This is a genomic window from Bradyrhizobium sp. UNPA324, assembly GCF_006658635.1.
Taxonomy (GTDB): Bacteria; Pseudomonadota; Alphaproteobacteria; order Rhizobiales; family Xanthobacteraceae; genus Bradyrhizobium; species Bradyrhizobium nanningense.
This window is the reverse complement of the sequence record NZ_LFJD01000004.1, coordinates 2592233-2613849: the sequence shown is the minus strand read 5'-3', so window position 1 is coordinate 2613849 and position 21617 is coordinate 2592233. Positions and strand designations below refer to the sequence as shown.

The window sequence follows — 21617 nt, the reverse complement described above, 5'->3', positions numbered from 1 at the left end:
TCGATGACCAATCGCGCCGACATCGCCTGTCTCGGGGCTGGCCGCATGGGGCGCGGCATCGCCGTCGCGTTCGCCTATGCGGGGCACCGGGTCACGATGATCGACGTCAAGGCGCGCTCCGCGGAGGCGTTCACCAAGCTGGAGGCCGACGCGCTCGGCGAAGTCGGGAAGACGTTCGCCAGCCTGTCGAAGCTCGGGCTGCTGACCGAGGCCGACGTTGATCCGCTGATCGCGCGGGTCTCGGTGGTGCCGGCAAGCCAAAGCGGCGCCGCGTTGGCGGAAGCCGGCATGGTCTTCGAGGGCGTCCCTGAAGTCGTCGAGCTCAAGCGCGAGGTGCTGGGGCAAGCTTCAAAGCAGGTCGGCCCTGACACGATCATCGCATCGACGACATCGACCATCCTGGTCGACGACCTCTCGGGCGCGATCGTGAACCCGCGACGCTTCCTCAACGTGCATTGGCTCAACCCGGCCTATCTCATTCCACTTGTCGAGGTTTCGCCCGGGAAAGCCACCGACCCCGCCATTGTCGACGAGGTCAAGGCGCTGCTCGAAGGCATCGGCAAGGTGCCGGTTGTCTGCGCGGCGACGCCGGGCTTCATCGTTCCCCGCATCCAGGCACTGGCAATGAACGAGGCCGCACGCATGGTCGAGGAAGGCGTCGCCAGCGCCGAAGAGATCGACAAGGCGATTCGCTACGGCTTCGGCTTCCGCTACGCCGTGCTCGGGCTGCTCGAATTCATCGACTGGGGCGGTGGCGACATCCTCTACTACGCCAGCCGGTATCTCGAAGGTGCGCTCGGCAGCGACCGCTATCGCGCGCCGGACGTCATTTCGCGCAACATGCATGAAGGCCGGATCGGCCTGCGCACGGGCGCAGGCTTCATGGATTACTCCGGGATGGATGTCGATGCTTATCGCGTGAAGCGGCTGCAGGCCATGGTCGACCTGCTCCGTCACTTCGGACTTGCGCGCCCGCCGGTGCTCGATCGCGACTAGCCGAAGACGTCCTGAAGCACGCCCTCCCGGACTACGGCAACGCCATCGAGCTCGATCGTCGTTCCCATCATCGGCAGGTCGAAATGCCCCGCCGTGTAGCGTCCCGCGAATTCGTTCGCGCCGGTCGAGAACAGGAAATTACCCGAGACCGCCCGAATCTCCGTGCCGTTGGTGTCGCGCTGGTCGTACATCGAGAGCGCCTCATAACGCGCACCGGGATTCATCCCGAAACCGACATGCGAGACCGCATAAGCCTCGCGGTCGCCCCAGGCCGCGAGATAGGTGCGCATCATCGCGGCATCCGTGCCCTCGCCTTCCAGTTCGACGACATAGTCATCCTTCAGCGTCATCTTCACAGCCGACGTCAAATAGCGCTTAAATGTGAGATTGATGTCGCCCGGCGCCATCACCAGCGTGCCGTTGATGGTCCCGCTCTTGGGGAAGCTGACGACGATGCCACCAGGCCAATGCGCGAGCGTGCCGGGCTTGTCGGTCCAGCCCCACACACCGACCGTGGACGCGCCGACCATATCGACGTCGAGCGCCGTGCCGGCCTTCGAGGTCACCCGCATCCGCTTGGTTCCCCGCAGCATCTTCGCCGCCGCCCGAACGCGCTTCTCGAGCGCGGAATCCGGCACCATCCGCTCCAAGGCCTCGGGATGCTCGTTGGAGATCACCAGGATGCGCGCGCCGGCCTTGAGGATCTCCGGCGTCTCCACCGCGTGCATCAGGCCCTCGATGGTGCAATCCACCACAAAGCCGGCCTGCTGAAGCGCGCTGATGACCGGGCCAAGCTTCTGGATCGCCTCGCTCGCCCCTGTCGATCGAACCGGAACGATATGCCGGTTACGCGGCGTCGGCATCACCACGTGAAACGGCCTCGCGCCCATGCGCAGCAGCGCCAGTTCCGCCAGATGCACATTCAGCGCGCGCGACTGGGTCTCCGAGAGAATTGCGGCGGTGTCGCCAGCCTTGACGGCGCATCGTTCGAAAATCTCGCAAAATGCGTCGATCCATTTTGCCTCGATGCGATCAGCCAGCATGGGTCACTCCCGGTCTTGTTTATTCTTCGTCCAGATCACGCTTCTGGAAAGCCGCGCAAGAGGTACGACCGCAGGGCGCCCAGCAGGGCGTTCAGGATCAACCCCAGCAGCGAGATCGTGATCAGCGGCACGAACATATCGACGGCCTGAAACGTTCGCGCCGCGGTGACAAGCGCGTGCCCCAATCCGTCCGTCGACGTGATCATCTCGGCCAAAAACACCACGATGCAGGAAATGACAAGTCCAATCCGGCATCCGGTCAGGATCGACGGCATCGCCGCCGGCAGCACGACCTTGAACAGGATTTCGGTGCGCGGCGTTCCCGCCGCCATAGCTGACCAGATCAGTTTCTGCTCGACGGTCGATGCGCCGTAATAGGTCGAGAGCAGAATGGGAAAGAGCGCGTCCGCAGCCACCAATGTGATCTTCGATCCGTGACCGAATCCGAGCAAGAGCAGGAGTGCCGGATAGAGCGCAACTTTAGGCAGCGGAGCCAAGACGCGGACGATCGGCCGGACCACGGCGTTGATCGCGGGACTTGCGGCGGCCGCAATGCCGATACTGACGCCGAGCACGACCGCGATCGCGAACCCGGCGAACAGCCGAATGAGAGTCGCCGCGATCTCCTGCTCGAACGTCCACGTCACGAGTTGCTGCAGCAGCCGACTGAAGACAAAGCCCGGCGGCGGCAGCAGGACCGCGGGCGCAAAGCCGAACGACACCAGGCCCTGCCACAGGGCGATGATCAGGACGATCGGGGCAATTCCAAGAAGGACGTTCGGGGACAGAAGGCGCGACATCACGAGAAACTCAGCGGCATATCGAACTGCGGCTCGGACCAGCGCACGAGCCTGGCCCGAACCCTTTCAAAAATGGCATCGAGGCAGATTCCCATCGCTCCCACGACGATGATCATCGCAAAGACGGTGTCGTATTGGCCCATGTCGAGTGCATTGAACAGGATGTTGCCGGCGCCGGACTGCCGGGCAATCATCTCACTCGTGATCATCGTGATCAGCGCCAGCACCAATCCCGTGCGGCATCCGGTCAGGATTTCCGGCAGCGCCGCCGGCAGCACGATCCGCACCAGGCGATGGGTCGGCGACAGCCCCATCGCGGCACCTGACCACAGCATCTTCTCTTCGACGGCCTTGGCACCCTCGAAGCTATGATAGATCACGGGAAGGCTGACACCGAGGAAAATCACCAATGTCTTCGTGATGTCGCCAACGCCCAGCCATAACATGATGATCGGCATCAAGGCGGCCTTCGGCACGGGATAGATCACCATCAGGAGCGGATTGAAGAAAGCCGCGACGCCCCGGCTGCGCCCCATCAGCAGGCCCAGCGGAATCGAGACCAGTACCGCCACACCAAACCCGAGCGCCATGCGACGAAGCGAAGCCAGGATGTTGATGAGGGATTCCTTGTCGCCGAGAATATCCGGAATGGCGCGGATCGCCTCGATGGCCGTCGGGAAGCTGTCGTTTTTCAGCGCGAGCGAGGCAACCTGCCACACCGCCAATAACCCGATACAGGCCAGCACCGGAGCGGCGCGTCTGGTCAAGGCGGCCGGCGACATCATAAGGCAGCTCCGGATTCGTCGCTCTCATCGAACATGCGCTCGATATCGACGACATACTTCTGATAGCGCGGGTCGAGCAACAGCTCGTTGCGGCGGCGCGGCCGCGGCAGATCGATGTCGATGACCTCACGGATGCGACCGGGAGATTTCGACATCATCACGACCTTGTCGGACAGAAAGACGGCTTCGTCGACCGAATGGGTGACGAACAGCACCGTCTTGCGATCGCGCTCCCAGATGTTCAACAGATCGTTCTGCAGGCGTGTCCTTGTGTGCGCGTCGAGCGCCCCAAACGGCTCGTCCATCAGCAGGACTTCGGGATGGTAGGCAAGCGTCCGCGCCAGCGCCACGCGCTGCTTCATGCCGCCTGACAGCTCCTTGGGATAGAAATTCTCAAAGCCCTTGAGGCCGACCATCTCGATCAACGCCCGGCTCTGCGCTTCAGCCTCAGTAGCGCGAACGCCTTGCTGACGCGGGCCGTACATCACATTGCCGAGCACGGTCTTCCAGGGAAACAACGCGAATTCCTGAAATACAGGACCACGATCCGGACCGGGCCCCGTGATCGCCTGTCCCTTCATCTTCGCCGCACCGCTGGTCGGGCTGACAAAGCCGCCGACGATATAAAGCAGGGTCGACTTGCCGCAGCCGGAGGGGCCAAGGATAGAGACGAATGCTCTCTCCTCGATCGTTAGCGAGATATCTGAAAGCGCCACATGATCCCTGCGCGTCGAGGTCTGAAAGACCTGCGAGACGCGGTCGATCTCGATGATTTTGGAAGCCGGATCTTTTGATGTCACCGGTCTCACCCATTCGCTCGATCTCGCAGGCACTGCCGTCATCCCGTCGCTCGCCTCACCGTGAGGCACGGGCTTAGCAAGAAGCCTGCCAGACAGGCGAATGTTTTCGCACCGATGCGATAGGTCATTCGAACCACGGCCATTCCGCCGGACCTTCGTGTGTCACGGCTCCGCCCGGCGCCTGCCCAACCAGTCGCGCATATTTTGCGAGCGCGCCTGCACGGTGGCGCGGCGGACGCTGCTTCCAATCGCGGCGCCGCGCGGAGAGTTCCTGCTCATCGAGCAGCACATCCATCCGCCGGTTTGCGGCATCGATCCGGATCCTGTCACCGTTCCGAACGAGCGCCAGCGGGCCGCCGACAAATGCTTCGGGAGCCACGTAGCCGATGCACATGCCCCGAGTGGCGCCGGAGAATCGGCCGTCGGTGATCAGCGCCACCTTTTCGCCCATGCCCTGCCCGTAGATCAGCGCAGTGACGCCGAGCATCTCTCGCATGCCGGGACCGCCCACCGGCCCCTCATTGCGGATCACGAGAACCTCGCCCGCCGCGTAAGTGCGATCCCGAACCGCTTTGACGCAGGCTTCCTCATCCTCGAACACGCGCGCCACGCCTTCGAAAAACTGAGTCTTCAAACCTGCAACCTTGATAACCGCACCGTCAGGACAGAGGTTACCCTTCAGCACCGCCACGCCGCCGTCAGGCATGATCGGCGCACGTGCCGCATGCACGACCTCTCCATCGGGTGCGTTGGCAGCGCCATATTCTCCGGCAAGCGTGCGGCCGGTGATGGATAGACAGCTGCCATCGATATACCCGCTCTGGATCAGCTCACGGATCACCACGGCGGCGCCGCCGATATCGTAGACATCCTTTGCCGTGTATTTGCCGCCCGGCCGCAGATTTCCAATCAACGGCGTCCTTGCAAAGACCTCACCGACGTCATCGATCGTGAATGCAATGCCGGCCTCGTTTGCGATCGCCGGCAGATGCAGCGCGGCGTTGGTCGAGCCTCCCGTCGCCGCAACGATCGCCGCGCCGTTCTCGAGGGACTTTCGCGTCACGATGTCGCGCGGCAACGGCCCGCCGCGTTCCAGCATCTCCATGATCAGGCGTCCAGCGCGGCGCGAGATTTGCGCACGCTCGGCATAGATACCCGGCACCATCGAGACGTTGGGAATGGTCAGTCCCATCGCCTCCGAGACCATGCCCATGGTGTTCGCGGTGAACTGGCCGGCGCACGCACCAATCGTCGGCAGGCAGGCACGCTCGATCCGCTCCAGCGTAGCGCCGTCGATCTCGCCTGTCATGAAGCTGCCGACGGCCTCATAGGAGTCGAGCACCGTCAGCGTCCGCCCGTCCACGCGGCCCGGGAGCGCGCTGCCGCCATAAATGAAGATAGACGGCACGTTGCAGCGAACCATACCCATCATCACGCCCGGAAGCGTCTTGTCGCATCCGCCGTATCCGATCAACGCGTCGTAGGCCAGACCATGGACGACGGCCTCGATCGAGTCGGCGATCAGCTCGCGCGAGAACAGCGAGAACTTCATGCCCTCGTGGTTCATGCTGATGCCGTCGGACACCGAAACGGTCGAGAATTCGCGCGGCGTGCCGCCGGCCTCCTCGATGCCGGTTTTCGCCGCAGCCACCTGGAAGTCGTGGGTCATGTTGCAGGGCGTCTGCTCGCCCTTCATGCTGACGACGCCCACCATCGGCTTGGTAATCGCAGCGTCGTCGAGACCCATGGCACGCATGAAGGCGCGATGCGGGGCCCGGTCGAGGCCGTCTGTCGTCACTCGTGATCGCAGCTTCTTCATGCGTGCATCTTCATTGTGCCTCATCCCTGATCCTCCGGGACGCGGCTAGATCCTCGTCCGGATCGTTCGCTCGATTGCCTACTGGAGCGGAGCGACGATCGACGGATGCTTGAACTGCGCAACATCCAGTTTCGGCAGCATTCCGGTCTCGGCGTAGATGTCGAGCATCTTCTGGATCGCCGGGAAGTTCGGCGCCGCCCCTGGATCACGGCCGAAATCGTTGTCCTTGAGCAGGTAGGTCTCGAGCACCGGGATGGGCGCCTTCAGCACTTCATTGACGACCTTGAGGGTTTCCTCGCGGTTGGCCAGCGCCTTCTTCATGCCCGAGGTGATGTCGCGGACATAGGCCTTGACCACTTCAGGGTTCTTGTCGACGAAATCGGCGCGGCAGGCTTCCAGGATGTGCACGATGTTCGGCATGGCCTCGGACAGTGAGAAGAGCTTCCTTGTGCCGCCCTTCGCCTCCGCGCGCGCGGCGAACGGCTGGTTCATGTTGACCGCATCGACGCGGCCCTGGCGCAGCGCGTCCTCGGAGACCGCAAAACCGACTTCGACCAGCTTGATATCCTTGGTCGGATCGACACCATTCTGCTTCAGGAGCAGATTGAACGGACCTTGGGTACCGCCGCCGATCACGGAAATGCCGACGGTCTTGCCCTTGAGGTCGGCGATCGTCTTGATGGGCGAGCCATCCTTGACGGCCCAATAGACCGAGAAACCGCCGGGCTTCTCGAACACGTGCTGCGCCACGATGTAGGCTTTGAGATTGCCGCCGACGACGCCATTCGCAAGCGACAGAGGCGCCTGCGTCGCGCAGTCCAGCGCGCCAGCCGCGAGGGCCTGCGTCATCGGCGCAGTGCCCTGGAATTGGGTCCATTCGATGTTGTAGGCCTTGCCGATATTGGGAAATTCAGCCGGGCGGCGCATCATCCAATACTTGGACTCCTCGGCTGGGATCGTCCAGCCGACGCGGATCGTCTGCTGCGCCCATGATGAGGTTGCCCCTGCGCTCACGGCCGCCGCCGTCCCAAAAGCCAGGATCCACTTTGAAACGGTTCGCATCGTGCCCACTCCGCTGCTCCAGCGCCGACCGGCGCCACCCACCCCGACCGCCTCAAATGTTTCATGGTTCAAACATTCAGGCAAGCCATGCGAACCAGGCGGTTTTGCCGTCCGATACGCAATGTATGGTAAAGCGGCTTCGCGCTGCGACAGAGGGAGGCAACCTATGGCTGATGCGAGCAAGGCAAACCCGCAAGGCGCCGAGAGGCTCGGCTATCTCGGCCTTGGCCTGATGGGAACGCCGATGACGCGTCGTCTGCTCAAGGCCGGCTATCCGGTCACTGTCTGGAACCGGTCGGAGGGCAAAATGGCTCCGCTTGTCGAAGGCGGTGCCAAGCGTGCAGTCACACCCCGCGATCTCCTGGTGAACTCCGATATCGCCTTCATGTGCGTGACGGATGCGACGGCCGCCGAGGAGGTGATCTTCGGGCCCGAGGGGCTGGCAGCGGCGCCCGGCGCAGGCAAGCTTGTCGTCGACTTTTCGTCAATACACCCCGACGCTGCACGCGACCTCGCAAAGCGGCTGAAAGACACCAATGGTGCTGGCTGGATCGATGCACCGGTGTCCGGCGGGACGAAGGGCGCCGAGGAAGGCACGCTTGCGATCATGGCCGGCGGAGAAGCGGACGATATCGAGCGAGTCCGGCCTTACGTGCTGGCCATGGCGCGCAGGTTCACCCACATGGGCCCGACCGGCGCCGGCCAGACCACGAAGCTGTGCAATCAGGTGATCGTCGGTTGTGCGATGGCCGTGCTGGCCGAAGCCACGCGCCTCGCCGTCAACGCCGGAATCGATGCCAATCGTCTGCCTGTAGCGCTCGCCGGCGGTTTTGCGGACTCCATTCCGCTTCAGCTTTTCGTGCCGCGGATGGTGCAAGGCATTCACTCACCACCGCTTGGTCACATTGCCACGATGCTCAAGGATCTCGATACGGTCGCCGACGTCGCACAGGCGACGTCGACGCCAGTGCCGATGGCCTCGCTTGCAGGACAATTGTTCAGGTTGGCCAAGGCCGCGCGCGGCGCCGAAGCGGACGCGCTGGAGATTTACAAGCTTTCAGCAGCAGACCGCTAAGCTGTCGAGCGCGGCCCGACGCATGCTAAGGTGACTTGCTGCGCTCGTCGTCCGAGAGAAACCGGCCAAACGCCCCTCGCGCGAACAGCAGCGGCTCGGTGGTGTTGTAGGTATAGGCCTCGACCGCGCCGAGAAAGATCACGTGGTCGCCGCCATAATAGCGATTCACCGAACGGCATTGAAAGTTCGCGACGCTCTCGGCAAGCACCGGCGCTTGGCCGAGGCCCGGCGTCCAGTCCACGCCGGTGAACTTGTCGTCCGAGGATTTCGCGAATTTGCTTGCGAGCGCCTGCTGCGAAGCGCCAAGCACGTTCACGGTGAAATGGCTGGCGTTCTGAAAGATGGTCAAGCTCGAGGAATAAACGACGAGGCTCCACAGCACCAGCGGCGGATTCAGCGAGACCGAGGCGAACGAATTGCATGTCAACCCGTAGGGCTTGCCGTCAGGCGCCGCGGCCGTGATGATCGTCACGCCCGTCGCATAGGTCCCGAGCGCGTTGCGAAAGTCTCGAGGATCGATCGACGAGCTGTCGCTCGCGAACTCATTGGCTGGATCGGGTCCGGCCGCCTGCTGCGGCAGATCATTCATCAGCCGGCCTCACAGCGTGAGATTTTCGGACGGAAGGCCCAGCGCCACGCGTCCATAATTGGTTCCGGCCGCATCGAAGTTGAACGCGAGATGCGAGTTGATGGCGTGAGCATCGCGGAACTGCCGCTGCAACACACCGCTCGTGAACAGGCCGCGCGCGCCGCTGGCGGCAAACAGCATCGAGACCGCGTCCGTACATAGGTTCACTGAAAAAGATCCATCGCGCCGATATCGGGTCTTGGTCGCCATATCAGGGATGTGACCGCGCCGCGCCTCCTCCATGGCATCGAGGCACGCCGATCGCATGATCAGGCGTGCGGCATCGATCTTCGCCGAAGCCTCCGCGATCTTGATCTGGGTGCTCTGAAAGTCGCTCAATTTGGCACGGTTATAGGTCGAAATGCGATGACGCGCGACCTCCGTGTAGTCGTCGAGGCACGCCTGCGCATTCCCCAACGCGACGCCGGAGAGGACGTATGGAAACAGTGAGAACACGGGCAGCGCATACAGCGGATTCGGATTGACCTTGCTTCCCGGTGCCGGGCCGCCTGAGAGGTCGCCAACGGCAATCGTCATGTGGTCAGCCACGAAGGCATCCCTGACCTCCACGTCGCACGACCCCGTCCCGCGCAGCCCTGCGACATTCCAGGTATCGAGCACGTTGTAGTCGCCCTTCGGCAGCAGAAAGATGCGATACTCGATGCCGTCCGCCTCGTCTTCGGAGTACACAACGCTTGCCAGCATGTTCCATTCACACGAGGCAACGCCGGAGGAGAATGGCCAGCTGCCGCGCAGCTGGTATCCGCCCTCGACTTTCGTCGCGCGTCCGGCGGGAAAAATGAACGAGGATGCGATCAGCACGTCCGGATCACGGCTCCAGACCAGATCCTGCGCCTTCGGCTCGAACATGCCGAGCATCCAGTGATGGCTCGCCAGATTGGCGAGATTCCAGGCGACCGACGCATCCGCTTGTCCGAGCAACTCGGCGCAGTCGACGAGCGCGACATAATCGAGCTCGGCGCCGCCAATCCGTGCCGGTTGCAGCATTCGGAACAGGCCGGCATCGTGGAGATCCCTTTCGGTCTCCGGCGGGAGATGCCGCAACTCCTCCGTTCGCGCCGCCCGCTCGCGTAGCCGCGGCACGAGGGCCTGAGCCCTCGCGATCATCGCCGCATAGGCGCGTTCGCCGGCTTCCGACCCGGTGGGCTGACCCATGCTCGGCTTTCGACCAGGCGCCATTCTGTCCCTCACTTCACGTATTTATGCGGCCACCCCTTCGCCAAATCAAGCCAACGCCGCCGGCCTTGCTTTAAAGCCGGCGGTCCCGACGCCGGGGACTGATCGCGCGGGCCTAGCCCGTGGAAGGCTTGCTCGCCCCAAAAACTCCCTTCTGGGTGACTTCCGTGATCCGACGCGCGTCATAACCGAGAATATTACGTAAGACGTCCTGGGTATGCTCCCCTAACAGCGGGGCAGCAACGGGATCGACCGTGCCAGTCAGGCTCATGGTAATCGGCGGCTCGATGTTGGGCACCCATTCCGCGGTCGGGTGCGGAATCCGGTTCAGGCGCTGGCGCTCGCGAGCTTCAGGCGCGTTGAACCCCTCCTCCACGGTCCGGAGATAGCCAACCGGAATTTTGGCCTGCTTCATCTTCGCCATCCAGTTCTCCAGGGTATCGCTGGCAAAAACCTCCGCAATGGCTGCGCGCAAGAGCTCCTTGTTCTCGGAACGGGTCTTGCGCGTCGCAAACTGCGGATCGGTGATGAGATCTGGCCGGTTGAACACTTCGACCACGAGCCGGCGATAGAGCCGGTCGTTGGCGCAGGCCATGTAGAGCGGCCCGTCTGAGGCTTCATAGACGCCGACGGTGGGGGAGCCGCTCGGCGAATTGCCGAACCGGCCGGGATTTTCGCCGTTGATGAGATAGGCCATGCCGTAGAAGCCGGTCATCCCCATCGCGACGTCGAACAAAGCGACTTCGACATGCTGCCCGCGGCCGAGCCGGTCCCGCGCGAGCAGCGCCATCAGGATGGCATTACAGGCCGACATCCCCGTCGCCATGTCCACGATGGGTGGGCCGGTACGAACCGCCGGACCGTCGGCAAATCCATTGAGCGACATGAAGCCGCTTTCCGCCTGCGTGATGGGATCGAAGCCGGGGCGCGAGGCGAACGGTCCCGAGCGTCCGTAGGCCGAGATCGAGCAATAGACCAACCGTGGATTGAGCGGCGCGACTGCCTCATAGTCGAGCCCGAACTTCTTCATGACCCCGCTTGAGAAATTTTCCACGACCACATCCGCCTTGCGGATCAGGTCCAGCGCGATCTCGCGGGCCTCAGGTACGGAAAGGTCAAGCGCAATGCCGCGCTTGTTGCGGTTCAGGCTGAGAAAGGCGGCGCTCTCGCCGCCGATCTCGGCATGCTCATAGGCCCGCGTGTCGTCGCCGCCGTCGGGATTCTCGATCTTGATGACGTGTGCGCCAAAATCGGCGAGCGTCTGGGTGCAGGCCGGGCCGGCAACGACACGCGTAAAATCGATGACCAAGAGACCATCGAGCGCAGTCAGCCCTCCCGTCCCTCGCGACGAGCGTTCCGGCAATTGAGGTTTGGTGGGCATCGAGGGCGCTCCCTTACATCGGCTTATGGCCGCCGAATTTCCTGCAATAGCAAACTTAAAGCCCGGCGCCGCCAACTTCGCAAGTGTCCCGCTTGCATCGCCCGTAAACGCAAAAGAAGCCCGGCAGCCATCAGGCTGCCGAGCTTCTCGCTATGCGCACACAGGCTGCGCCGCACCTCTTATGAGCCATTGCAGGCCACGTTCCGCACCACGGGAAACGCACCCCACCCAGTCAGCGCAGCCGCTTTCGCCAGTAAAGCGTATGCGACCAGGCCCAGGGGATCTCCGGCTCATAGAGCCGATAGCCTGCTTGGATGAAATTTTGTCCGTTGCATCCGAAACACACTGTCCCATCCAATGCGGCGTCCCCTCGCCTCGATCGCTCGCATCAGCCTCACCTGAAGGCCGTGCCCCCAATGCCGCCGCAAAACTCCGACCCTGGAGAAGTAGCCGCTATTTCGGACAAGCGTCGACGGCATGACACCGGCAAAGGCGACTGCGTCATTACCGCGATAGGCCAGCCACCACGCTCCAAGGTCGAACTGAGGCATTGCCGCAGCATCGAAAAACGTCAGTTGGTGAAGATCGGCCAAGGTGTCGGCAACGTCATCATCAGACGCATCGACAATACGAATTCTGTACATGACGTATCCATCGACGAGGGACGAATTCGCTCCGTCGCACGGCGACGTCGGGGAGCCTCACTTGCCCAGCGCGACCTTGACGCCCAGCCAGACCGCCCCCATCAAGCCGGTTGCGACCACCGTGATCACGGCCTTGAACGTATAACTCTGCGCCTGTTCGACCCTTTTCCGCCAGCGCCGCAGATGCTGGAAGTCTACTCTGAGCTCCTTCCGATCGTCATCTTCGATTCCAAGAGAAGCCAGCACCGACGCCACCACCTTCGAGACGATCGCATCGATGCTCTCCTGATGGAGTCTGTGCTGCTCGACCAGCGTCTCGGCAACGATGGCCTTGATTTCGTCGTCCGCCATCTTCACCGCTTGATGATCCTTGCAACGTTTTCGAAGCGGCGTTTGGCAAAGTAGAAGGAGACCACGAGATTGGCCATAATCGCCGCAAAATCCCGCCAGGGCGTCGGTAGAACCCAAACCGAGGACCTTGTCCCAGACCAGGAGCTTCGCGAAATACAGCGTCACGCAATATCCCATCAGCTTGTCCGGCTCGTAAGCGCGAGCGATATCGGATAGGTGGTCATCTTCTCTCCATGCGAAGAAAATGCGCGGCAGATCGCGTCAAGCGAAGCGCGATCGTTTCGGGCGCGACCCCTATCTCCGTATATTCCGGAGACCGCAGCGGCGCGGGCAATCGGCCCAGCGCCGCGAGCCGGCACGTTCGCGCGTGCACGGCCTGCAATGGTTCGGACGGCGGCGCGCCGATCGGACGCTCCATGAACGTTACGTCGAGTGCGTGGCCGGATGCGCGGCCACCGTCCGATTCTGAAATCGAGACGAAAAAACCCGCAGCGGATGATGTCCGCGCGGGTCAACAAACTCGTCTCGATGATGTCATCATGCCGGTGTTTTGCCCGACGTGTCAAAACCCATCTCGAAAATGAAAAAGCCCGCCGCAGAATTCTCCGCGCGGGCTGAACCAAACTTCTTTCGATGATGCCATTTTGCCTGTGTTTTGCCCGACGAGTCAAACGAACTTACCGGCTCGGCGAAAGTTAGCCGATCGGGAGGATCGCCCGATGACACCCAAGACGACATCACAGCAGAGATCGCGAAACCTGTCCGGAGCCAGACCGCGCAGCGACAAGGCGCGCGACAGGCGAGGGGCGATCGTCGAAGAGCCCGGCGAGAGCGCCGACGGCGGTCGCGATCTCGCGCGCGGCGAAGGCGGCACGATCGACCTTCCTGGCGAGCCCGGCGATTTGTCGAAGGACGATTAGGCCCGCCGGAACCACCCCGACGAGTGCCGCGTTGATGCCTTTCAGAAGGAACGTTCGCGCGATGAACCACACTGTCCTGGTCGTTGATGACGAGCCCGCCGTCCTCGACGTGATCATCGGCATGCTGGAAGATCTCGGCTACGAGGTGATCTCAGCCCAAAACGGACCGGAGGCGCTCGACCGGCTCAGGCAAAACCTGGAGATCTCCATCCTCATCACCGACATCAACATGCCCGGCATGGACGGCCATGAATTGGCCGAGCTGGCAAAGCGAAACCGTCCGGAGTTGAAAGTGCTGCAATTGTCCGGTCGCGAGCCCCGGCGCGGCGGCCTGCCGATGATAAGGAAACCGTTCTCGTTCGAGGAACTCGCCGACGTCATGCAGCGAACCACGGGCGTTTGCTGAGCGTCGGCCAAAACAAAACCCGCAACGGATGGCTCCCGCGCGGGCTGAACTCAACTCTTTCGATGATGCCAATATGCCGGTGTTTTGCCCGACGAGTCAACGCGGCGAACGCGGACGAAGGAGATCCTCCTCCCAACTCAATATGTGGTGCGCAACGGGCTTGCTTCAAGTCCCCGCCCCGCCGTAGACCCCCCGCCCCAACGAACATCCAAAGCAACCAGCCGAAGGGGTCAACGTGCCCGTCCTGCTTCCGCCGTCCCGTTCACGCCACAGCGCCCAGGGCACCGACGCGATGGAAACGCCGACCGACCACGCCGTCGTGATCGCCGGCGGCGGCCCAACCGGGCTGATGCTAGCCGCCGAGCTCGCGCTCGCCGATGTCGACGTCGCAATCGTCGAGCGGCGTCCCGATCAAACGATTGTCGAGACCCGCGCCGGCGGCTTGCACGCCCGCACCCTCGAGATCCTCGATCAGCGCGGCATCGCGGGCCGCTTCCTGCGCGAAGGAGAGATCCTCCAGCTCGCCGGCTTTGCCTGGACCAGGCTCGACATCAGCGATCTCCCCACCCGGCACCCTTACGGGCTCAAGCTGCGGCAGACCCGCATCGAGCGCATCCTGGCCGATTGGGTCGAACAGCTCGCCGTCCCGATCTATCGGAGGCGCGAGGTCACGGGCTTTGCGCAGCACGAGACCGGCGTCGAGGTGACGCTGTCCGGCGGCGAGCGCTTGCGCGCAAAATATCTGGTCGGCTGCGACGGCGGCCGCAGCCTGGTGCGCAAGGCCACCGGCATCGACTTCCCCGGCTCCTCACCAACGCTCAGCAACCTCATGGCCGAGGTCGAGATGCGCGAGGCGCCGGAATTCGGCCTGCGTCACGATGCGCTCGGCTTTCACGGCCTCAGCAGAAGCGAGAGCGGACGTGTGCTGGCCGTGGTGACGGAAGCAACCCTCGCGGCTACCAGCCAGCCGAGTTTGCGCGATCTCAGCGACGCGCTCGTCGCCGTGTACGGCACCGACTTCGGACTACAAAACGCGGCGTGGATCTCCCGCTTCACCGATGCGGCGCGGCAGGCTGCATCCTATCGCAAGGGCCGCGTGCTGCTCGCCGGCGATGCCGCGCATATCCATCACTCCGTCGGTGGACAGGGCCTCAACCTCGGTGTGCAGGACGCCGTCAATCTCGGCTGGAAGCTGGCACAGGTGGTCAAGGGCGTCTCACCGGACAGCCTGCTCGACAGCTACCACGATGAGCGTCATCCGGTGGCCGCGCGCGTGCTGAAGAACACCATGGCGCAGATCGCCCTGCTCCGCCGCGGCGACGACGGCCGCAAGGCCGCGCGCGAGGCGATCGCCGAGCTGCTCGCCATGGACGAACCGCGCCGGCGCTTCGGCGCGATGATGAGCGGGCTCGACATCGCCTACGATCTCGGCGAAGGCCACGTGCTGCTCGGCCGGCGCATGCCCGATCTCGACCTGACCGTCGAAGGACGGAAGCTGAACCTGTTCACGCTGCTACACGGCGCGCGCGGCATGCTGCTCAATTTCGGCCAGCGCGGCGGCGTCGACGTGGCCCCGTGGGCGGATCGCATCGATGTCGTCGACGGCGATTACGACGGCGTGTGGGAGCTTCCGGTCCTCGGGCGGGGCGCCACGCCCGGCGCCGTGCTGATGCGGCCCGACGGGCACGTGGCCTGGGTGGGAGACGAGGGCCAGCACGGGCTCGAGGAGGCGCTGACGCGGTGGTTCGGGCCCGCGGCGGCGTAGGGCGGTACTCCTGAATCACTTACTCTAGGTGCTCCGGATCTCCGCTCGTCCCTCGACAGCGGACATCGAAGATCGCCCGATGGGCCACGACTTGGCATTCGACGCTAACACGTTAATTCGCTCACAGCGGCAGAAACGCTGCGATTGTTTCAATAAATTCCCTGCTAGCTGCTGGTTGAGGCGGTCGGACGAAGATGAAGCGAGATTGCACCGGGATATCCGCCTCAGCTCGACCATCTTGGCTGATGAGAATCAAGCCGGCGCCGCCATTTGCAACATTCAGAATAATCGGCTCGCCGCTCCATGTCTTGATCGATTCCATGCCGACGATGAGAAATTCGCCGATGGGCTGGTCGAAATATTGGATACGCAATTGGGGGCCGACTTCGGCCGCAGCAAGTTCAAAACCAAGCTGCTGGGCACGTGCGTAAACGTTTGCCAGGGCCACGGTATCGGACGTAAACCCAAGCTGGGCCGGCGAGATATTGACAAGCTCCACGTTTGTTCTTTGAGAGCTAATCTTGAACGCGGGCCGAGCAAGGATTTCAGCGGCCTGACTGCCAACGCTGCAGCCCCTACTATCGAGCTCGTTGCGCAGCTTAAGAGAGTCGGCGAAAGTACCTATTGTAATCGCTTTCCATGTCGCAACGTCGCGAGCGGACATGATGGGCTGTTGGGGCGCTGGGGTCGAACGCGTCTTAAGCTGCAGCTGGTTGTGCAAGACATCCCGGGCTGAGCATTGCGCCGACGCGGTGCTCGCGAAGGCAATAACGCAGGCTGCCCAGAGTATGAAGGCGAAAACGTAGAAGTAAACTCGCGTTGCGCTTGAATGGTCATTACCTGCCGCGCAGCAGGCTTGGCTTCTGAAAAGAGACATGGCGAATGGCTTTTTCTAACGCGTTAGACAGAAAAAGCCCGCCTCCGAGTCAATGGGAAGAACGGAGAGAATGAAATAAAATGAACACTCCCAGCCGACTTTGGAATGCGTCCGGAGGCGGGGCCTATGGCTACAGTATTCCAATTTCCAATGGCAGGTGGCAGTCCGTAAGCCTGATTACCCACCCGCCCCATCAATCCTAACTGGAATGATGTCGATAAAATCTAGCATTCAGAGCAAATCGGGACAACACCCAAGTCGGCTGAGGGCACAAGCAGTCATGCTCCGGCTGCTCGGAAGATGTCCGCTCGACCCTTATGAGTACGGGACCTGGCGCACCTCTTTACCGCCAGAAGAAAGCCCGCGGTTGCCCGCGGGCTTCTTAAACTTCATTTGCTCGAGACGCGGCTCAGCACCCGAATGTTGCGTCGCTCGTCGGCTTCCAGTGGGACCGCCTTTGTTGGCGAGCCCACCACCGGAGCTGGGCTCTCCGGCCTGTACGCAATCACGTCGACGATCCATTGCGGCCATTTCGCTTCGGGACTCGGCTCAGCCCGCGCTTGGAGCAGCTTCTGAAGTATTTCGCTCATGCCTGCTCCTGCGATTGCAGCCAGACGTCTTCGTGAGAGACGTCGAAATCGTTTGTCGCGCCGACACTTCCGAGAACACTGAGCGGCACCCGCCGCACGGATTCCTCAATAGTGGCGTCAATCACTGGATCGTTCACTGGGTCTCCGGGATGGACGATGACCCGCTCGATGCGGTGAAGGAACTCAAGCGGCGTGCCGTCCTCGCTTGCAATGCGCTGCAACGACTTGCCCCAGCCGCGATCGAGAAGCGAATTCGCCGCGCAGACGCGCGCATACGCCGGGGCCTTCTTGTCCCGCATGATTTGCACCAGCGTGTTCACGGCCTGCAAGGTCTGCGTCCGCGCGAGGGACTTGATTTCCGTCATGGTCCGCCCCTTCAAAGTCCTGCGAGCAGCCTCCCTCGCAAATGCCACTTCGGAGCGTTTGTTCTTCGATAGGACGATCTCATTCATCTGCAATCTCTCTCTGTAAATTCAATCACAATGGATCGGGACGCAAAAAACCTGCGGCGGAAAATCCGGCGCGGGTGCAAAACAAACTCGTCTCGATGATGCTATTCCGCCGGTGTTTTGCCCGACGTGTCAAACGACTTCGCCGGTCGTGATAAGAGCTAGGCCGCTCCGCGCAGCGGTAACGCCAGTTGAAGTCCAAAAGGTCGCGTCGCGTTGGCTTCGACGAAGGCCTGCAAGGCCGGCGTGATCTCTGCGTCCCTGGCGGCAGCCTCTGCCAACTCATCTGCAATCTCGTTGGTCGCATCGCGAGCGTACCCTCGATCGCATTGAAGGCGACGATCCGCACCGGATAAGTGTATTGGCCTGAGAGCAGATCGCGAATGATCGTATCGCGGTCCGTGTCCTGTTCGTCGGTCTCGCGCCAGGCGCAGCCGGCGCGTGCGCCGAAATCTTTAAGCACCAGATAGATGTCCCGGTCGAGGCGATCGGTCGGGACGACCGAGGGCGATGAACGCATACGCTTACTCCGAAACTGCGCGTTGGCGGAGAGACGGCCCCGGCATGCAGGGGGGCTTGGGGTATGGCCGGGGCCGCTCCGCCAGCTCGGCGGCGAGCTAGCAACGACTCAAATCCACGGCGATTGCTGCAGTTCCTGAGTTGAGAAGATTCTTGGCGGTGCTCCGATTAGTCTAACGGGGCTTCGTGGATACGCTCGCCGTCTTCATCGGTGACCAGCACCTTGTAGCCTTTGCCACGCAATTCGGGACGAGCCGTTGACAATTCACGCGCTAGACGGTTCGCGACCTGAATTGCCATCGACACGTCTTCGAGCACTTGTCCGCCGTGGTCAGCAACAGTTTTGCTATCGATCAAATCGAAATGGTAGCGCGGCATGGGAGCTGAACTGAACCGACTGTATCCCGTTCCTCGTCTTCAGCGAGGCAGACGAACATGGACCAAGGATTCAAACATCCATCGAAAGATATACTAGGAATAACCATTCCCTTTGGTACTTAGGAATCTCCCAACAGGGCGAGGTGATTCGATGCTGGAAATGATCCTGATCATGGCCGTCATCGGGACGGCGCTGATCGGCGGCACCGTCATCATCTTTGAGTGGCGAGCGCTGGTCGGCTACTGGCACCTCAGGACCAAGCGCTGACTTTCACCGAGTCAGCGGTGGCCTGCGGATCTACAGCCTAAAGATGAAGCTCAACGCCCCTTCAGCTTGCGCTCAACCTTCTTTCGGCTGCTGCCCACCTTCTTGACCGCCTTCTTCACGGCAGAGGCGGAGCGGCCCGTCTTCTTGGCCTCGTAGCTGACTTCGTATTTCTGCCCGCCCGCCACCCGCGCGCGATCTTGCTTGCGACCGCGAGCGGTCTGTTTCTTTGCTTTAGCCATGTTGCACCTCCATGCGCTGCGAAAACCACAGAGGATTCAGTTTGTTCCTAAAGCTTCTCTGTAGCGACGGCGAACTCGGAACGAATCGGCGCCGAAAGATTCGAATCAAATGAGTTTGTTGCGTGGAGTTGTTTGGTGGCGTCCCAGCGTCAGCGGAAGTCCCCGGCGATCGGCGTCAAGGCGCCTTTGCCGGGCTTTATCGAACCGGCCTTGGCATCCTCCGTCGAGAGGGTGCCGTCCGGGGAGCGGTGGATTCACGAAATCAAGTTCGACGGTTATCGCGTCCAACTTCACTTGGCCAATGAAGCGGTCACCATCTATACCCGGCGCGGCCACGACTGGACCAAACGCTTCAAGAAAGTCGCCAATGACGCGTGGCATATCAGGGCGGGCTCGGCGATCGTCGATGGCGAAGTCGTTGTCCCGGCCGCCGACGGCACGACTGATTTCTCCGTTCTGCAGAATGAACTCAAGGGCAAGTCGTCCAAGATCGTGCTGGTCGCTTTCGACCTGCTGTATCTGAACGGCCGCGACATCCGCCGTCTGCCGCTGATTCAGCGCAAGGCCGAGCTGAAGAAGCTCATTTCCGGCACCGACGTGCAGTTCAGCGAGAGCTTCGAGCTGGAAGGGCGCGAGATGTTCGTGCATGCCTGCAAGGTCGGCTTGAAGGCGTGATCTCCAAGGTTCGCGACAGTCCCTACAACAGCGGCCTGCCGGCAGCGAGAGACCCTGACCATCGCGGGCTTCGCGCTCGACGAAGGAAAATGGAACGGCGTCTATCTCGGCCGCCGCAAGGGCGGTGACCTCATCTACGCCGGCAAGGTCGACCATGGGTTCGACAAGACATCAGCCGCCGAATTGCGGAAGCGCCTGGAGCCGCTGCGCCGCAGGACGCAGCCTTACGCAAAGCGTATCGCGCACAAGGGCATCTGGGTCGAACCGAAGCTGCTGGCCGAGGTCGAGTACCGCGCCAAGTCGGCGGAGGGAAAGGTGCGGCATCCCTTCTTCAAGGGATTGAGGGAGGACCTGTGATGGACGCGTTTGATCGCTGGCGGACATGGGCGGAGAAATCGCTTGATGATCCGCTGACCATTCCAGCGTGGCTTCACACGGCCGTGCTGAGCCTCCCGCCCGAGGAGCGGCAGGATCGCGCCAAGGTAAATGCATCAGCAAAGAAGGCGGAGGCTCGCGATGAGACCTAAATTCCGTAACGAAGGTTGGCAGCCCGCAAGCGAGGAAGATCACTTCCTCATTTGTCCCACCTGTGGGGAGCTGTTCGATTGCCGCGACCTTGGCGAGCTGTTCGAGCATCAACACGGTGAGCCCATCGAAGAGGAGCCGACGAGGCAATAGCGATAGGAGATTTTCCACAGCCACGACCGGCAGTGGCTGGCCGGCCGACCCTCCTACTAGGAATCGATAATTTGCCAACCCTGTTGGCTCATGGCCTTGATGATCGGATGTCCACGAAGTCGCGCCAATATCTCTTTGGCACTCAGATCAAAATGTCGGCCGAACGCGCCAAGGAAGCGCGCAAAGAGGCCGACAACCTGCGAAGCGTGGAACTACCGCATGCTCGGCTATAAAGGTCCCGCCCAGCCATCGCCAACCATTGGCGATGCGATCAATGGAGGATATCCCTACCTCGAGGTCCGCTGCCTTGGCTGCGACACCAATCAAACCGTTGCACTCGAGGTCATCCGGCGTCCTAAGATCACACCGGTCCACGAACTCGAACGCTACATGCGTTGCAAGGAGTGTTCGCAAGTGCGTGGCTACCCGTATAAGCGCAGTACGCTTGTAGCGCTCAGGCCGACAAAGATTTCAGCCAGCCACCCACCCTCGATCTGGTGGCCGGGCGAGCGGTAGGAATAAACTCTTTTATGTGCAATCTCTATTCGATCACCACCAATCAGGCCGCCATCGCCCAACTCTTCCGTGTCGTCCACCGCTACGAAGGCAACTTGCCGCCAATGCCCGGCGTGTTTCCGGACTACCCCGCCCCCGTCATTCGCGACGCAAGCGGCGAGCGCGCGCTGGTGATGATGCGCTGGGGCATGCCGCCACCACCGCGCACCGGCGGTCCGCCGGTGACGAACATCCGCAACACCGCCTCGCCTCACTGGCGCGCTTGGCTCAAGCCTGAGCACCGCTGCCTCGTGCCCGCCAACAGCTTCGCCGAATACGCACCGGAGCCGAATCCGGAGACGAAGAAGAAAGATGTTGTTTGGTTTGCGCTGGCGGAGACGCGGCCACTCTTTGCATTCGCCGGCATCTGGTCAACCTTCAACGGCGACCGCGGCACGAAGTCGAAGCCCATTCCGGGGCCGCATCAGGTCTATGGGTTTCTCACGACGAGCCCAAACGCGGTCGTCGAACCGATACATCCTAAGGCCATGCCAGTCCTCCTGACTTCGCCCGAGGAGTGGAACATTTGGCTTCGTGCGCCGTGGGACGAAGCAAAATCCTTGCAGCGTCCGCTGCCTGATAAAGGACTCAAGATCGTCGCCCGTGGGAGTGACAAGGAGGACACCGGAGGGCCGTCCTAGGCGTATGCTCACAGATCCGCGATGTCCGCTTGTCTCACGGTAGCGGCGCGACAGCGCACAATGAGTGAGGTCCCAG

General features: G+C 62.1%; 21 protein-coding genes and 5 pseudogenes. 9 read left to right on the top strand and 17 right to left on the bottom strand.

Annotation, left to right across the window (positions count from 1 at the left end; genetic code table 11):
* The first annotated feature begins 3 nt into the window (after window positions 1–3).
* Window positions 4–996, top strand: a complete 993-nt coding sequence (locus UNPA324_RS12830; protein ID WP_128917871.1) for a 3-hydroxybutyryl-CoA dehydrogenase — start codon at window positions 4–6, stop codon at window positions 994–996.
* Here the strand turns inward: UNPA324_RS12830 and UNPA324_RS12825 are convergent.
* From UNPA324_RS12825 to UNPA324_RS12800, 6 genes are all read right to left on the bottom strand, one after another.
* On the bottom strand, window positions 993–2039 hold the full coding sequence (locus UNPA324_RS12825; protein ID WP_128917872.1) for a 2,5-dihydroxypyridine 5,6-dioxygenase NicX family protein: 1047 nt from the start codon (window positions 2037–2039) through the stop codon (window positions 993–995). The genes UNPA324_RS12830 and UNPA324_RS12825 overlap by 4 nt on opposite strands.
* A 35-nt stretch (window positions 2040–2074) precedes the next feature.
* On the bottom strand, window positions 2075–2839 hold the full coding sequence (locus UNPA324_RS12820) for an ABC transporter permease (protein WP_164936049.1): 765 nt from the start codon (window positions 2837–2839) through the stop codon (window positions 2075–2077).
* Window positions 2839–3624 carry an ABC transporter permease gene (locus UNPA324_RS12815; RefSeq protein WP_141934825.1) on the bottom strand — a complete coding sequence of 262 codons (786 nt, stop codon included), beginning with the start codon at window positions 3622–3624 and terminating at the stop codon, window positions 2839–2841. The genes UNPA324_RS12820 and UNPA324_RS12815 overlap by 1 nt, the downstream gene beginning before the upstream one ends.
* Window positions 3621–4466: an ABC transporter ATP-binding protein gene (locus UNPA324_RS12810; protein ID WP_128917875.1), complete on the bottom strand. Its 846-nt coding sequence runs from the start codon at window positions 4464–4466 to the stop codon at window positions 3621–3623. The genes UNPA324_RS12815 and UNPA324_RS12810 overlap by 4 nt, the downstream gene beginning before the upstream one ends.
* A gap of 82 nt (window positions 4467–4548) precedes the next feature.
* A complete protein-coding gene (gene ilvD, locus UNPA324_RS12805; RefSeq protein ID WP_128917876.1) occupies window positions 4549–6243 on the bottom strand; it encodes a dihydroxy-acid dehydratase in 1695 nt (564 codons plus the stop codon).
* A 78-nt stretch (window positions 6244–6321) separates the two neighbouring features.
* The gene (locus UNPA324_RS12800; RefSeq protein ID WP_164936050.1) at window positions 6322–7305 is read right to left on the bottom strand and encodes an ABC transporter substrate-binding protein; all 984 of its coding nucleotides are present in this window, start codon (window positions 7303–7305) and stop codon (window positions 6322–6324) included.
* Window positions 7306–7471: 166 nt separating this feature from the next.
* Here UNPA324_RS12800 and UNPA324_RS12795 point away from each other — a divergent pair, with 166 nt between their 5' ends.
* The gene (locus UNPA324_RS12795; protein WP_164936051.1) at window positions 7472–8380 is read left to right on the top strand and encodes an NAD(P)-dependent oxidoreductase; all 909 of its coding nucleotides are present in this window, start codon (window positions 7472–7474) and stop codon (window positions 8378–8380) included.
* A gap of 25 nt (window positions 8381–8405) precedes the next feature.
* Here UNPA324_RS12795 and UNPA324_RS12790 read toward each other — a convergent pair whose 3' ends face one another.
* From UNPA324_RS12790 to UNPA324_RS36175, 6 genes and pseudogenes are all read right to left on the bottom strand, one after another.
* The gene (locus UNPA324_RS12790) at window positions 8406–8969 is read right to left on the bottom strand and encodes a flavin reductase family protein (RefSeq protein ID WP_128917878.1); all 564 of its coding nucleotides are present in this window, start codon (window positions 8967–8969) and stop codon (window positions 8406–8408) included.
* A gap of 9 nt (window positions 8970–8978) precedes the next feature.
* A complete protein-coding gene (locus tag UNPA324_RS12785) occupies window positions 8979–10184 on the bottom strand; it encodes an acyl-CoA dehydrogenase family protein (protein WP_245471928.1) in 1206 nt (401 codons plus the stop codon).
* A gap of 136 nt (window positions 10185–10320) precedes the next feature.
* A complete protein-coding gene (locus tag UNPA324_RS12780; RefSeq protein WP_164936052.1) occupies window positions 10321–11586 on the bottom strand; it encodes a CaiB/BaiF CoA transferase family protein in 1266 nt (421 codons plus the stop codon).
* 232 nt (window positions 11587–11818) lie between these two features.
* Window positions 11819–12230: pseudogene (locus tag UNPA324_RS12775) on the bottom strand (GNAT family N-acetyltransferase).
* Between the two features lie 57 nt (window positions 12231–12287).
* Window positions 12288–12587, bottom strand: a complete 300-nt coding sequence (locus UNPA324_RS12770) for a hypothetical protein (RefSeq protein WP_141934824.1) — start codon at window positions 12585–12587, stop codon at window positions 12288–12290.
* A pseudogene (locus UNPA324_RS36175) lies at window positions 12584–12782 on the bottom strand (hypothetical protein); the annotation flags it as partial. The gene UNPA324_RS12770 and the pseudogene UNPA324_RS36175, both read right to left, overlap by 4 nt.
* 518 nt (window positions 12783–13300) lie before the next feature.
* Between UNPA324_RS36175 and UNPA324_RS12765 the strand changes: the two are divergent.
* The 3 genes from UNPA324_RS12765 (at window position 13301) to UNPA324_RS12755 (ending at window position 15672) form a co-directional block, all read left to right on the top strand.
* A complete protein-coding gene (locus tag UNPA324_RS12765; protein ID WP_128917882.1) occupies window positions 13301–13501 on the top strand; it encodes a hypothetical protein in 201 nt (66 codons plus the stop codon).
* Between the two features lie 61 nt (window positions 13502–13562).
* Window positions 13563–13907: a response regulator gene (locus UNPA324_RS12760; protein ID WP_128917883.1), complete on the top strand. Its 345-nt coding sequence runs from the start codon at window positions 13563–13565 to the stop codon at window positions 13905–13907.
* Window positions 13908–14142: 235 nt separating this feature from the next.
* A complete protein-coding gene (locus tag UNPA324_RS12755) occupies window positions 14143–15672 on the top strand; it encodes an FAD-dependent monooxygenase (RefSeq protein WP_141934823.1) in 1530 nt (509 codons plus the stop codon).
* 121 nt (window positions 15673–15793) lie between these two features.
* Here the strand turns inward: UNPA324_RS12755 and UNPA324_RS12750 are convergent, their stop codons facing one another.
* From UNPA324_RS12750 to UNPA324_RS12730, 5 genes and pseudogenes are all read right to left on the bottom strand, one after another.
* Entirely contained in the window at window positions 15794–16336 is a 543-nt protein-coding gene (locus UNPA324_RS12750; protein WP_347338723.1) for a hypothetical protein, read from the bottom strand.
* A gap of 799 nt (window positions 16337–17135) precedes the next feature.
* Window positions 17136–17591, bottom strand: a complete 456-nt coding sequence (locus UNPA324_RS12745) for a hypothetical protein (RefSeq protein ID WP_245471930.1) — start codon at window positions 17589–17591, stop codon at window positions 17136–17138.
* A 158-nt stretch (window positions 17592–17749) separates the two neighbouring features.
* A pseudogene (locus tag UNPA324_RS12740) lies at window positions 17750–18108 on the bottom strand (hypothetical protein).
* A gap of 167 nt (window positions 18109–18275) precedes the next feature.
* Window positions 18276–18485, bottom strand: a complete 210-nt coding sequence (locus tag UNPA324_RS12735) for a DUF6894 family protein (protein ID WP_141934822.1) — start codon at window positions 18483–18485, stop codon at window positions 18276–18278.
* A gap of 318 nt (window positions 18486–18803) precedes the next feature.
* Entirely contained in the window at window positions 18804–18992 is a 189-nt protein-coding gene (locus UNPA324_RS12730) for a DUF3606 domain-containing protein (protein ID WP_128917773.1), read from the bottom strand.
* A 135-nt stretch (window positions 18993–19127) separates the two neighbouring features.
* On the opposite strand from UNPA324_RS12730, the pseudogene ligD reads away from it, so the two are divergent.
* The 4 genes and pseudogenes from ligD (at window position 19128) to UNPA324_RS12715 (ending at window position 21541) form a co-directional block, all read left to right on the top strand.
* Window positions 19128–20024 (top strand): annotated as a pseudogene (ligD, locus tag UNPA324_RS36170) (non-homologous end-joining DNA ligase).
* On the top strand, window positions 20024–20194 hold the full coding sequence (locus UNPA324_RS35120) for a hypothetical protein (protein ID WP_164936029.1): 171 nt from the start codon (window positions 20024–20026) through the stop codon (window positions 20192–20194). The pseudogene ligD and the gene UNPA324_RS35120 overlap by 1 nt, the downstream one beginning before the upstream one ends.
* A 258-nt stretch (window positions 20195–20452) precedes the next feature.
* Window positions 20453–20861 (top strand): annotated as a pseudogene (locus UNPA324_RS35710) (hypothetical protein).
* Window positions 20862–20875: 14 nt separating this feature from the next.
* Window positions 20876–21541 carry an SOS response-associated peptidase gene (locus UNPA324_RS12715; RefSeq protein ID WP_128917772.1) on the top strand — a complete coding sequence of 222 codons (666 nt, stop codon included), beginning with the start codon at window positions 20876–20878 and terminating at the stop codon, window positions 21539–21541.
* Window positions 21542–21617: the final 76 nt, after the last annotated feature.

Bases quoted from the DNA above. Each gene is read 5' to 3' on its own strand.
- UNPA324_RS12825 (WP_128917872.1), bottom strand. From the start codon at position 2,039: ATGCTGGCTGATCGCATCGAGGCAAAATGGATCGACGCATTTTGCGAG.
- UNPA324_RS12735 (WP_141934822.1), bottom strand. From the start codon at position 18,485: ATGCCGCGCTACCATTTCGATTTGATCGATAGCAAAACTGTTGCTGAC.
- UNPA324_RS12810 (WP_128917875.1), bottom strand. From the start codon at position 4,466: ATGACGGCAGTGCCTGCGAGATCGAGCGAATGGGTGAGACCGGTGACA.
- UNPA324_RS12750 (WP_347338723.1), bottom strand. From the start codon at position 16,336: ATGTCCGCTCGCGACGTTGCGACATGGAAAGCGATTACAATAGGTACT.
- UNPA324_RS12795 (WP_164936051.1), top strand. From the start codon at position 7,472: ATGGCTGATGCGAGCAAGGCAAACCCGCAAGGCGCCGAGAGGCTCGGC.
- UNPA324_RS12730 (WP_128917773.1), bottom strand. From the start codon at position 18,992: ATGGCTAAAGCAAAGAAACAGACCGCTCGCGGTCGCAAGCAAGATCGC.
- UNPA324_RS35120 (WP_164936029.1), top strand. From the start codon at position 20,024: ATGGACGCGTTTGATCGCTGGCGGACATGGGCGGAGAAATCGCTTGAT.
- UNPA324_RS12815 (WP_141934825.1), bottom strand. From the start codon at position 3,624: ATGATGTCGCCGGCCGCCTTGACCAGACGCGCCGCTCCGGTGCTGGCC.
- UNPA324_RS12790 (WP_128917878.1), bottom strand. From the start codon at position 8,969: ATGAATGATCTGCCGCAGCAGGCGGCCGGACCCGATCCAGCCAATGAG.
- UNPA324_RS12780 (WP_164936052.1), bottom strand. From the start codon at position 11,586: ATGCCCACCAAACCTCAATTGCCGGAACGCTCGTCGCGAGGGACGGGA.
- UNPA324_RS12785 (WP_245471928.1), bottom strand. From the start codon at position 10,184: ATGGGTCAGCCCACCGGGTCGGAAGCCGGCGAACGCGCCTATGCGGCG.
- UNPA324_RS12820 (WP_164936049.1), bottom strand. From the start codon at position 2,839: ATGTCGCGCCTTCTGTCCCCGAACGTCCTTCTTGGAATTGCCCCGATC.
- UNPA324_RS12830 (WP_128917871.1), top strand. From the start codon at position 4: ATGACCAATCGCGCCGACATCGCCTGTCTCGGGGCTGGCCGCATGGGG.
- UNPA324_RS12800 (WP_164936050.1), bottom strand. From the start codon at position 7,305: ATGCGAACCGTTTCAAAGTGGATCCTGGCTTTTGGGACGGCGGCGGCC.
- ilvD (WP_128917876.1), bottom strand. From the start codon at position 6,243: ATGAAGAAGCTGCGATCACGAGTGACGACAGACGGCCTCGACCGGGCC.
- UNPA324_RS12760 (WP_128917883.1), top strand. From the start codon at position 13,563: ATGAACCACACTGTCCTGGTCGTTGATGACGAGCCCGCCGTCCTCGAC.
- UNPA324_RS12765 (WP_128917882.1), top strand. From the start codon at position 13,301: ATGACACCCAAGACGACATCACAGCAGAGATCGCGAAACCTGTCCGGA.
- UNPA324_RS12745 (WP_245471930.1), bottom strand. From the start codon at position 17,591: ATGAATGAGATCGTCCTATCGAAGAACAAACGCTCCGAAGTGGCATTT.
- UNPA324_RS12715 (WP_128917772.1), top strand. From the start codon at position 20,876: ATGTGCAATCTCTATTCGATCACCACCAATCAGGCCGCCATCGCCCAA.